General features: G+C 65.8%; 10 protein-coding genes and 1 pseudogene. 2 read left to right on the top strand and 9 right to left on the bottom strand.

Translation table 11 applies throughout. The features are described 5' to 3' along the window. The 9 genes from B1964_RS23485 to B1964_RS23525 form a co-directional block, all read right to left on the bottom strand. The coding region (locus B1964_RS23485; RefSeq protein ID WP_079931488.1) for a hypothetical protein at positions 1 to 573 on the bottom strand (573 nt) is incomplete at its 3' end. After that, positions 563 to 1813, bottom strand: coding sequence for an MlaD family protein (locus B1964_RS23490; protein ID WP_079931489.1), 1251 nt, complete (start codon positions 1811 to 1813; stop codon positions 563 to 565). The genes B1964_RS23485 and B1964_RS23490, both read right to left, overlap by 11 nt. Position 1814: 1 nt before the next feature. Next, on the bottom strand, positions 1815 to 2927 hold the full coding sequence (locus B1964_RS23495; protein ID WP_079931490.1) for an MCE family protein: 1113 nt from the start codon (positions 2925 to 2927) through the stop codon (positions 1815 to 1817). Then, positions 2927 to 4075: an MCE family protein gene (locus tag B1964_RS23500; RefSeq protein ID WP_172398945.1), complete on the bottom strand. Its 1149-nt coding sequence runs from the start codon at positions 4073 to 4075 to the stop codon at positions 2927 to 2929. Before B1964_RS23500 ends, B1964_RS23495 begins: the two co-directional genes overlap by 1 nt. Beyond that, complete coding sequence (locus B1964_RS23505) at positions 4075 to 5118, bottom strand: MlaD family protein (protein WP_079931492.1); 1044 nt, start codon at positions 5116 to 5118, stop codon at positions 4075 to 4077. Before B1964_RS23505 ends, B1964_RS23500 begins: the two co-directional genes overlap by 1 nt. A 6-nt stretch (positions 5119 to 5124) precedes the next feature. Then, positions 5125 to 6144, bottom strand: coding sequence for an MlaD family protein (locus B1964_RS23510; RefSeq protein WP_079931493.1), 1020 nt, complete (start codon positions 6142 to 6144; stop codon positions 5125 to 5127). Continuing rightward, positions 6141 to 7472 (bottom strand): MCE family protein, encoded by a 1332-nt coding sequence (locus tag B1964_RS23515; protein ID WP_079931494.1) that lies wholly within the window; start codon positions 7470 to 7472, stop codon positions 6141 to 6143. The genes B1964_RS23510 and B1964_RS23515 overlap by 4 nt, the downstream gene beginning before the upstream one ends. 1 nt (position 7473) lies before the next feature. Next, positions 7474 to 8334: an ABC transporter permease gene (locus B1964_RS23520; RefSeq protein WP_006371734.1), complete on the bottom strand. Its 861-nt coding sequence runs from the start codon at positions 8332 to 8334 to the stop codon at positions 7474 to 7476. Next, a complete protein-coding gene (locus B1964_RS23525; RefSeq protein ID WP_006371735.1) occupies positions 8335 to 9144 on the bottom strand; it encodes an ABC transporter permease in 810 nt (269 codons plus the stop codon). It abuts the gene before it with no gap. A 114-nt stretch (positions 9145 to 9258) separates the two neighbouring features. On the opposite strand from B1964_RS23525, the gene B1964_RS23530 reads away from it, so the two are divergent. Both B1964_RS23530 and B1964_RS23535 read left to right on the top strand, forming a co-directional pair. After that, a complete protein-coding gene (locus B1964_RS23530; RefSeq protein ID WP_079931495.1) occupies positions 9259 to 9663 on the top strand; it encodes a hypothetical protein in 405 nt (134 codons plus the stop codon). A 339-nt stretch (positions 9664 to 10002) separates the two neighbouring features. Further along, positions 10003 to 10850: pseudogene (locus B1964_RS23535) on the top strand (ribokinase); the annotation flags it as partial.

The following is a 10850-nucleotide window of genomic DNA, read 5'->3' on the forward strand; positions in this document are numbered from 1 at the left end:
GCCGTCGGTGACGATCTGGGTCAATGCCGACACCATCTCGCTGTACTTGGCCGCGAAGTTCTCCGTCGCCATCGACGCGATCGCATCACGGTTCTTGTTGAGGTCCCGATAGTCGAAGCTCGAGAGCTTGATCGCGTAATCACGTGCGGTGTCGGTGGCCTGTGTGCGCATCTGCGCGGTCACCGCGCCGTCGGAGTCGTTGCCCGAGAACGCCTCGTACCCGAAGTATCCGGCGAGGGCGATCGCTGCGACGAGTAGCACCGCCAGCACGCCGGTGATCCACGGCAGCACCCGACGCCGCTCCGATGCGGGTGTGCGCCCCGACGCAGGTGGGATCACCGAGTCCTGTTGCGAGTCACCGGGTTCGGTGTCGGCGGGTTGGGTGGCCGCCGGCTCGGCCTCCGATGTGACCGCCGCGGCCTTGGTGCGCTTCTTGCCGAGCGGACTGTTCTTGGGCACCGACACCGCTGCCCTTGTCGCCGCCTTCGCTGTCGGCTGGGTCTCGGTGCCCGAATCCTGTTGTGCCGAATCCTGTTGTGCCGTCTTCTCACTCGCGGTGATGTCAGTTGCCATGTTGTGCCCTTTCGAGGAGTTCGCGCCACCATTGCAGGAGTTCGGCGCCATTGGGGATCAGGAGGGGATCGGTGACCGCCGGTGGACCCGACACCCCACCGGGACTCGTCCAGGAGGACGTTCCGAGATCGTCGGGACGCGGCGCGTTCACCGCGCCCCGCTGTTCGAGTCCGTTGCCGGGCGGGCAGTACCGGGTGAGGTTCGGGTCCGAGGGCGTGAGATCGCCGACGGTGCGCCGCGGTTCGTCGTAGAACATGCACACCGGCCCCTGCGTCCCGATGAGCGCGAAGTCGCCGCGCCCGTTCTTGACGATGGACCGCAGATCGATCAAACCCTGCGGGATCGTCTGCAGGCCGGTCTGCAGGGCCGCCGAACGGTTGCTGATGACCGGCTCCACGGTGGCCAGGTTGGCCAGTACCCCACCGAAGGTGCCGCGATACCTGTCGAACAATTGTTGTGCGTGGTTCAGCGCCGCCGGGGAGTGGTCGAGCAGGTAGACGAACACCGGTTGTTCGGAGTCGAGTTGGTCGGTGAAGGAGGCCACCGAGCGCATACCGGTCTCGAACGATGCGGTGTTGTCACTCATCGCGTGTAGGACGTTGAGCCAGTCACCGAAGAGCCCCTGCAGGATCGGCGCATTGCGACTGACGAGATCCGACAGTTGGAGTCCGTTGGACACCAAGGTGTTCAACGAGTCGGGGTTCTCGCCGAAGGCCTGGTACATCTCGTTGCCGACGGTCGCGAGGTTGCCCGGGCCGATGCTCTCGAGCACCTTGGCGGCCTGCGCGATGATGGCATCCATCTGCATCGGCTGCTTGTCGGCGGGCGCGGCGATGGTGTCACCGCTGTGCAGATAGGGCCCGTCGTCGGAACTCGGGATGATGTCGACGCTCTGGATGCCGGCCATCGTCGCCATGGTCACCTGCATGTACGCGTTCTTCGGGATGCGAGTGCTGCCACGCACGACGAGCTCGACATTCGCGGCATCTCCCGACCCGTCGAGCGTGACCGAGTGCACGGTGCCGATGTCGACCCCGCGCAGGGTGACGCCGGTCCCCGCGGTGAGGCCGAAGGCATTGTCCATCCGGGCGTGCAGGGTGAGCTTGTCGCCAAAGCCTTCCGGGCCGGCGACGAAGTTGATGCCGTAGGGGATGACGATCGCCGCGATGATCAGGAAGATCGCGAACTGGATCGATCCCGTCGGCAGCTCATATCGCTTGCCGCGCAGGGTGAGTGCCATGTCAGCGACCTCCGCTCGGTCGCGTCGGGCGGCCCGGCCGGTGGGCGCCGGGGAGTCCGCCGGTGAGGGCGTCAGTGAGATCGCCGGGTGTCGGCAGCGGCTGTCCCGACAGCAGCATCCCGCCGGTGAGTATCTTGTCGATGCCGCCGGGGATGTCGAGGGCACCGTCGAACACCAAGTAGTCGCCACGGATCGACCGGGTGAAGTTGGCCATGAACTGATTCATGTGCGTCAGCGTCTGCCCCACGTTGTCGTTGAAGGTGCCCAGCGAGCTCACGAGTGCGTTCGCGTCGGTCACCAGCGAATTCAATTGTGGTTGCCGGCCCCGGGTGATCGCGTCGGCGCTGCGGGCCAGTGAGGTGGTCTGTGACATCAGGGTGGCCAGCTGATCACGTTGCGCGGCCAGCACATTGACCGCAGCCGGGGTCTGCGACAAGAAGTCCTCGACGAGATTCTGCTGTCCGGCGAGCGTGTCGGTGACGTCGGCGGCCGCCGACATCGCCGCGTTGAAATCGTCGGTGTAGCGCGATGATCGGGCGAGCAGTCGGTTCAGGGTGTCGATCAGCACGCCCACCTTGTCCGAGCGTTGGTCGAACGCCTCGTTCAGGCTCGCCATCACCGACTGCAATTGGCTCACACCGCTGCCGGAGAGGACGTTGCCCAGGGCCGCGAGGGTCCCTTCCACCTGCGGACCGACGCTGGTGGCGTCGAGACCGATGCGGTCGCCCCCGCCGAGATGGCCCTGCGGGTTCTGCGGTGGGGTCAGCCGGATGAACGGGGTGCCCAGCGCCGACGGGAGTTCCACCGAGGCACGAACATTGGCCGGCAGATCGGTGTGGTCGTCGAGCGACAGCGTCAGTTGTGCGTGTCCCCCGTCGAGAGCGATGTCGGTGACCCGGCCGACGATCTGCTGGCCACTGCGCACGTCGGAGCCGTCGACGACACCATCGGCGGTGCTCAGTTCGGCGGTCACGTCGAAGGTGCCGCGGGCACCGGCCAACGGCAGATCCTGCAGTCCCGTCGCGCACCCGCTCACACCGCAGGCCACTGTCAGCGCAGCCACGGCACCGATCGCCGGCCGCCGCCATCCACGGACGCCTCGCATGGCCGCCATCAGCGGCCTCCCTGTGGGGGAAGGGCGCCACCGGAGATCGCCGAGACGATGCCCAGCGGGTCCGACGAGCTGATCGGGAACGAGATCGGATTGGTCAGTCCCGCACCGACACACAGCGGCATCGGGAATCGGTCACATAGCGGTTTGAGGGTCTTGAACTGTGCCAGTGTCGTCGAGATGTTCAGCCGGATTCGCCCGCGATGGTCGGGGCCGATCGTGCTCGAGAGGTTCTGCATCATCAGTGGTGCGAGATCCATGAATTCGGCCAGTCCCGACTTGTTGGCGGCGAGGGTGTCGCCGAGCGCCTTGAGGTTTTCGGCGACCACGCCGACATCGTTGCCGTGGGCCATGACGAAGGCGTTGACCTGATCGAAGATCACCTTGAGATCGTTGATCGGGGTGGTGATGTCCTGGTTGGCCGAGGCCCACTGGTTGCTCAGCGCTCCCATCGAGTCGATCAACCCGTCGAGGGAGACCTGTTTGGCCTGGAAGGTCTGCATGAGTTGGTTGAGTGAGTCGATGAGATCCTGAATGTCGTCGGCGTGGGCGCCGACGATCCCGCTCGCCGATGCCAATTGGCCCATCGCCGTGTTGAATTCGGGACCACCGCCATCCCAGGACTGTGCGGTGCGGGCCAGCAGGGTTCCCACATCCGCCGACTGCGGATCGGCCGACGGGCCGAGGATCTTGGTCAGTGTGCCGAGGCTGCCCATCAACTGGTCGAAACTGATCGGTGAGTGCGTCCGCTGTTGGGGAATCGTATCGCCGTCGGCGAATTCGGGGCCCTTGGTGTAGGCCGGTCCGAGTTCGAGGTGACGGTCACTGATCACCGACGGGTTCAGGACGTAGGCCTGCACGTCGGCGGGCAGCCGGACGGCCCCGGCGATGGTCATCTCCACATGAACGTGATCGCCACGCGGATCGACGGCGGTGATCTGGCCGACCGGCACCCCGAGGACCGTCACCTTGGAACCGGTGTACAGGCCGTTGACGAAGGCGAAATCGGCGTTGACGCTGGTGGTGTCGGGACTACGGCCGAAGACGTACCACGTCCCGGCGACCAGCGCGGCGACCACAAGTAGTGCGGCGAAGATCTTCCCGCCGTAGCGTTTCCGGTGCCGGACCTCGCGAACCTGACGAAAGGTCATCAGCGGCACCCCTGCATCACACCGAGCACACACAGCATGTTGTCGGGGATCACCGCCGACGGCGAGACGACGTCGGCCCAGTTGCCGTTGCCGGTGGCGTCGGTGACGGTGCGCATGGCCGGCGGCAGTTGTTGCAGGATCGCGTTGATGTGGTCCACATTGTCTTTCAGGGTCGTCGTCACCGATTCGATGTTGGTGGTCAATTGCCCCATCGGTACCTGCGGGAAGGTGGTCGCCATCTGCCCGAGCACGATGCGCAGGTTGTCGACGAGCCGCGTCAGCACCACGCGCCGGACCACGAGGGTCTGCACGATTGCCTGCGCACTCGACAGCGCGTCGGAGATCGAATCGGTCTGTGCCGCAGTGACGGTGGCCAGTCGTTTGGACAGCGACAGCAGCTGGTCGAGTTGGGAGCCGGTCCCGGTGATGACCGATGCGGCGCCGGCCGCCCCGCGCAGTGAGGCGTCGAGCGTCGTCGAATCCGGGATGATCGACTTCATCGTCGACATCATCGCCCGCAGCACGTCGGGGTCGATCTGTGCGGACGCGTTGACCGAGGCGGCCGAGATGTCGTCGAGACTGTACGGACTGTCGGTGCGGGACAGCGGGATCGTGTTGTCGGGGCCCACCTGTCCGCGCCCGCCGGGGACGATCTCCAGATAGCGCTTGCCGAGTACGGTGCGCAACCGGACACCGGCGCGGGTCTGATCGCCCAGCGGCTGACCGTTGTCGAGCCGAAAGCCCACGCGCACATGATCACCGGCGAGGTCGATGCTCTCGATCCGCCCGGCCGGTACCCCGGAGACGAGAACGGGGTCGGCAGTCGTCAGACCGGACGCATTGGCGAGCTCGGCGGCGTAGGGCGAGGTCCGCAGTTCGTAGCGTAGCTGCGGGACACCGATCGCCACGAGGACGAGGACGAGCAAGGTGATGATGCCCGCGGTACCGAGGACCGCAGGCGAGGCTCCTTGAGAACGCTTGTCGGACTTGAAGACGAACTCGAGGATGCCGACGAAGACATCGATCAATCTGACCAGGAACATTCGTGATCACCTACACACCGAGGAATGTTGGGGCCCGAAGATGTTGGCCTCCAGATCGAAAGCCTTCAACGTGAAGTTGCACAGGTAGAGCATCATGAATCCGCCGTAGCGTCCGCTCGCATTGATCTTCGCGGCCATCACCGGGAACTGGTCGAGGAACCGTGTGAACTGCTCGGTCTGCGGAATCCACGACGAGGTCACGTCGCGCAGCCCGGTCAGTGTCGAGGCGAACTGTCCGTCGGCGGCCGTCATCATCTGCGCCAGCGACGACAACGCGCGATCGCCACTGTCGAGCAGCGCGCCGAGTTGCCCGTTGTCGCCGATGATCGTCGACGTCAACTGATTCAAGCCGGTGAACAGTTCGGTCATCTGCGGGCTGCGTTTCTCGACCGTGGTCATCAGCACGTTCATGTTGGTGACCAGCCGGGTGAAGATGACCCCGTTCTCCGACAGGTTCTGCCCCATGCTCGCGATCTGACGCAACAGCAGTTCCACCGACCCGGCCCGACCCTCGAAGGTGTCGACGAAGCCGCGGGCGAGTTCGTTGACCTGCTGCGGTTGCAGCGCACTGAACAGCGGCTGGAACCCGTTCATCAGCGCGGTCAGATTGATCGGCGGAGTCGTTGCAGCGAGCGGGATCTCGTTGCCGGTGCGGGCCGGCTGATCGTCGCCGGCCGCGGTCAGCGCGATGTAGCGGGCACCGAGCATGTCGCCGTAACGCACTGCGGCGTGGACGCGTTCGGGGATGACCTTGTCCTTTTCGACCTGCACGGTCACCGACGCCTGCGCGGTCCCGTTCGCGCCGGGCACCAGGGCGATCGAATCGACCCGACCGATTCGTACGCCGGCCATCTTGACCGGGTTGCCGGTGACGAGACCTTCCGCGTCGGCGAAGTGGATGACATAGTCGTCGGTCGGCCCACCCACCGGTACCCGCAGTGTGTTCACGACGAGAACGGCGGCCACGAACCCGATGATCACGAACGAGACCGCCTTGATGAGGGTCCACGGGGACAGGGTGGTCATGACGGGCTCACCTGCGCTCCGCGGACCATCGGCCCGAGCATGACCACGGTGGCCGGATTCGGCTGTCCGCCGGCCTCATCTGCCGATGAGCCGACTCCGACCATGCCTTCGAGCCGGCGCAAGGCGGGGCGTTCGCCGGTGCCGTCGATGGTCACGTTCCCGGAGAACGCCGAGGGTGTGGCGGTCGGGGTGGTCGGGGTACGTACCGGCAGGTTGAGCACGGTGCCGTTCGGCTGGCCGGGCGCGCGCACCGGGCCGACGCCGATCTCGGCCCCTGTTCCGGTGCACTGTGATCCGCGCATGGTGCCGTAGGTCGGGCAGTCCGCGGCGGTGTAGGGCATCGGTTGGGAGAAGGTGGGCACGGCGGTGATGTTGAACTTTCCGGTGGAGAACACCTGCGCTCCGGCGATGGCGAACCTGTCGGCCTCCGACAGGGTGCGAGAGAGTCCGTTCGGGTTGTCGGCGACGGTGGACAGGATCGTCGACGTCGAGGTCAGCACGGTGATCAGGTTCTGGCGTTGTGCGGCGACGAACGGCCCCGCCGTTCCCAGATAGCCTGCTGCCGAAGCGAAGAACGACGCCAGACTCTGCGAGTGCTCGAGGATGCCCTCGGAGATGTGGGTGACCGAGGCGAGGGTTTCGGTGATCGCCGGCGTGGCGCGCTTGAGGGATTCGACGACGCGCCGGAATTGCGGTGTGGCGTCGATGAACTCATCGACCGCCGATTCGAGTTGCTGTGACGCGGTGGCCCACTGGTCGATCATCAGACCCAGGTCGGCACCGCGACCCCCGATGGCCTTGTTCACCGCCGCGAGGGCGACGGTCATCTTGTCCGGCTGTACCTCGGCGATGAGGTCGCTCATCTTGGTGAAGATGTCGTAGAGGTTGATCGCGTCGGGACCCGAATCCACGGTGATCTCGTCGCCGTCGGACAGCGAGTGCGCACTGTGTTCGAGTTGCGGGGCCGGAACCAGCTGAACATAGATGTCGCCGAAGAACGTTCGCGGCAGCACCCGCATCATCACGTTCGACGGGATCGACCCGATCACCGAGTCCTCGATCGTCAGGTTCACCTCGGAGGACTGGGTGCCGGCATCGATCGACGAGATCTCGCCGACCTTGACGCCGTGATATCGCACCGGCGCACCGGTGGTGATCAACCCAGCCTGCACCGGGACCTGTGCGTGGATGACGGGGTCCGAGTTGGTCAGATGCGTACTGCGTGCGACCATCCAGAATGCGAAGGCGCCGACCAGGATCATCGCGATGACCGCACGCACGATGTATCCGCCGCGTGACACCGGATTGCCCGGCAGCATGACCGTCACGTCAGATCCCCATTCCCGGGATCTGGGGCACCAGCCCCCACAGCCCGAATGTGAAGATGACGTCGAAGATGCCGATGGCCAGGATCGAGGTTCGCAGAGCGCGTCCGGCCGCCTGCCCGACGCCTTCGGGACCGCCGCTGGCGAAATATCCGTAGGAACAGTGCACCAACGTGACGATCGCGGCGAAGACCACCGCCTTGATCGCCGAGTAGAGCAGGTCGGCGGGCGTCAGCGCCAGGTGGAAGAAGTAGTCGTAGGTGCCTGACGATTCCCCGTTGTACCAGACCACCACCAGTCGGGTCGCGATGTAACTGGCGAGCAGACCGATCATGTAGATCGGCAGGATGCAGACCATCGCCGCGATCATGCGGGTGGTCGCGAGGAACGGGATCGAGCGAATCGCCATCACGTCGAGCGCGGCGATCTCGTCGGAGATCCGCATGGCACCGACCTGCGCGGTGAAGCCGGTTCCCACCTTGGCCGCGAGCGCGATGGCGACGACGACCGGCGCGAGCTCGCGGGTGTTGGCGATCGCCGAGAGCATGCCCGACAAGGTGGTCATGCCGACGAGTTGCAGTCCGCGATAGGTTTCGACGCCCAGCATCATGGCCGCGGCCAGCGACATCGCCAGGACGATGCCCATCGTCCCACCGCCGGACAGCAGCGACTTGCCACCGAAGGTCACCTCGGCGATCTGGTTCAGCACATGCTTGCGGTAGTGCACGAGTGTGTAGGGCACCGCGGCGATCGCGCGCAGGATGAAGGTGACGTACTCGCCCAGCCGGACGAAGCCGTCGACGAATGCGGAGAGGCGGCGCGTCGAGCGCACCCGGATGCGGTAACCGATGTCTGCGCTGACCATCTAATACGACCCCACAGCCGGTACCATCACCGAATAGAGCTGTGACAGAACGGTGTTGAAGATGAACACCAGAGCGAAGGCGATCACCACCGCCTCGTTGACGGCATCGGCGACTCCCCGTGGACCGCCGCGAGCATGTAATCCCTTGAAGCAGGCCACGATCGTCGACAGCAGCGCGAACACCGCCGCCTTCACCAGTGCCATCACGAAGTCCGAGGTGCGCCCGTACTGGCTGAAGGTCGCCATGAACGCGCCGGCCGGAAGATGTTGCACGTAGACGTGATAGAGGTAGCAGGCCCCGACGCCGGTCACGGTGATCAGCGAGCACAGGACCAGCGACACGATGATCCCCGCAGCGATACGCGGGGCCACGAGCCGCTCGATCACGTTGAGGCCCATCACCTCCATGGCATCGACTTCTTCGCGGATCTTGCGGGAGCCCAGGTCGGTGCAGATCGCAGAGCCAGCGACGCCGGCCATCATCAGCGCGCTGACGAGCGCCGAGGCCTGTCCGACGATGATGAAGGCGACGACGGCGCCCGAATAGCCGCCGGCGCCGATGCGGCCGGCGAGTTCGCCGACCGACACCGCGATGAACACGCCGACCGGGATCATCAGCAGCAACGACGGACCGGTACTGACCCGGCCGATGAAGACCGTCTGATTAACCGTTTCGGTGATCGAGAGACGGAACCGGAAGATGGCGACCACGAGCGAACCGATCGCCTGTAGCGCAAAGCCCAAAGTGTGTCCGGCCTCATTGGCCAGATCACGTAGCGGCCCCTTGGATGCGGGCAGCTCGAACGCCATACGACCCCCAGGTGTGGCATGTGATCGAGATCTCAACTGTCGATCGACACGCTAACATACTTCATATATGAAATGTGAAACACGAAGACTTTGCGCCGAATGGAGCTCGCCGACATGAGATCGATACCTGTCCGAATCGCCGTGACCACGGCGTTTGTTGTCATCACCGGTGCCGTGGGCGGTGTCATGGGTATCGGGCCGGCATCGGCCGCGGTGGTCCCCACGCTCGCGGTCACCACCGCGGGCAGCGCCGACTGGACGATCACCTATGACACCGGAGCCGGCCCGCACACCGACGGTCGCTGCACCGTCGTCGTCGATTCACGCACCCTCGCGCGCAACAGCACCGAACGCACCCTGACCCTGCCGGGCTCCGCTGTCCGCCCCGGCCGGCATCCCGTCCGCGTGCGATGCGGCGCCGCCACCAGCCCGACCCTGTGGATCCATGCGCCCCGCGGCCAGATCAACGACATCGGTACCTGGGCCTCCAACACCACCGCCGGGGCGCTCGGGATCTGAACGTCTCCCGTAGGCCGACGGTCGTGTCGAATCAGCCTCGGCTGACGGCGGTCTCGAGGGTCGGCGCCAGGGGCGCCTCCCACCTCGACCATCGATGAAAGACCCCACCCGATGGTCGCGACGTTCCCACCCGCTACCACCGACCGCTCCTCCCCCGATCGTCGCGACGTTCCCACCCGCTACCACCGACCGCTCCTCCCCCGATGGTCGCAACGCTCCCACCTGCTACCACCGACCGCTCCTCCCCCGATGGTCGAGGTGCGAGGCGCGTGCGCCGAGCCTCGAGACCCCCTGCCACGGTGCTGGTTTCACAACCACCTCACCGGCATAATCGATACGATGAACTCCTCGTCGCGTGTCGCCGTGGTCGGCACCCTGAATCTCGACCAGGTGGTGCACGTCGAGCGTCTACCCGCCGACGGTGAGACGGTCCTCGGGCTGTCCCAGACGGAGCGGCCGGGCGGTAAGGGCGCCAATCAGGCCGCAGCAGCGGCAGCGATCACCTCGACGTCGCTGATCGCCGCGGTCGGGGACGACCCCGCGGGCACCACGATGCTCGAACATCAACATGCTCAGGGTGTCGACGTCGAGCACGTTCGTCGCGTCACCGGCCTCAGCGGGCGGGCGGTCATCGAGGTCGACGCCGACGGCACCAACCGGATCATCGTGCTCTCCGGTGCGAATGCCGAGCTGACCGCCGACCACGTCACGGCGTCCTTGGACGCACTTGACCCCGAAGTGGTTCTCACACAGCTGGAGTCGCCCCGCGAGGTCACCGACGCCGCTGCGCGGTGGTGTCGAGCCCATCTGAGGCGTTTCGTCCTCAATCCCAGTCCCGTCGCGGCACTGGATGATTCGATACTGGCACTCGCCGACCCCGCTGGTTGTCAACGAGATCGAGGCCGCCTACTACGGCACGGCCGACGATCTCGAGCCTCTGGCGCAACGGCTTCGGGCTCGCTGCACGTCGGCGGTCATCACCCTGGGCGCCGAGGGGGTGCTCGTCGTCGACGACGGTCGCGTCACCCGCATCAACGTGCGCGGAGTCACAGCCGTCGACACCACCGGCGCCGGCGACGTCTTCGCCGGAACCCTGGTCGCACACCTCGCCGCCGGCATCGAACTTCCCGAGGCGGCGTCGCTCGCCGCGGACACCGCAACCGATTTCGTGTCCCGGCCACGCACCT

Source organism: Gordonia sp. i37, assembly GCF_002043085.1.
Lineage (GTDB): Bacteria > Actinomycetota > Actinomycetes > Mycobacteriales > Mycobacteriaceae > Gordonia > Gordonia polyisoprenivorans.

Bases quoted from the DNA above. Each gene is read 5' to 3' on its own strand.
- B1964_RS23490 (WP_079931489.1), bottom strand. From the start codon at position 1,813: ATGGCACTCACCCTGCGCGGCAAGCGATATGAGCTGCCGACGGGATCG.
- B1964_RS23495 (WP_079931490.1), bottom strand. From the start codon at position 2,927: ATGGCGGCCATGCGAGGCGTCCGTGGATGGCGGCGGCCGGCGATCGGT.
- B1964_RS23500 (WP_172398945.1), bottom strand. From the start codon at position 4,075: ATGACCTTTCGTCAGGTTCGCGAGGTCCGGCACCGGAAACGCTACGGC.
- B1964_RS23505 (WP_079931492.1), bottom strand. From the start codon at position 5,118: ATGTTCCTGGTCAGATTGATCGATGTCTTCGTCGGCATCCTCGAGTTC.
- B1964_RS23510 (WP_079931493.1), bottom strand. From the start codon at position 6,144: ATGACCACCCTGTCCCCGTGGACCCTCATCAAGGCGGTCTCGTTCGTG.
- B1964_RS23520 (WP_006371734.1), bottom strand. From the start codon at position 8,334: ATGGTCAGCGCAGACATCGGTTACCGCATCCGGGTGCGCTCGACGCGC.
- B1964_RS23525 (WP_006371735.1), bottom strand. From the start codon at position 9,144: ATGGCGTTCGAGCTGCCCGCATCCAAGGGGCCGCTACGTGATCTGGCC.
- B1964_RS23530 (WP_079931495.1), top strand. From the start codon at position 9,259: ATGAGATCGATACCTGTCCGAATCGCCGTGACCACGGCGTTTGTTGTC.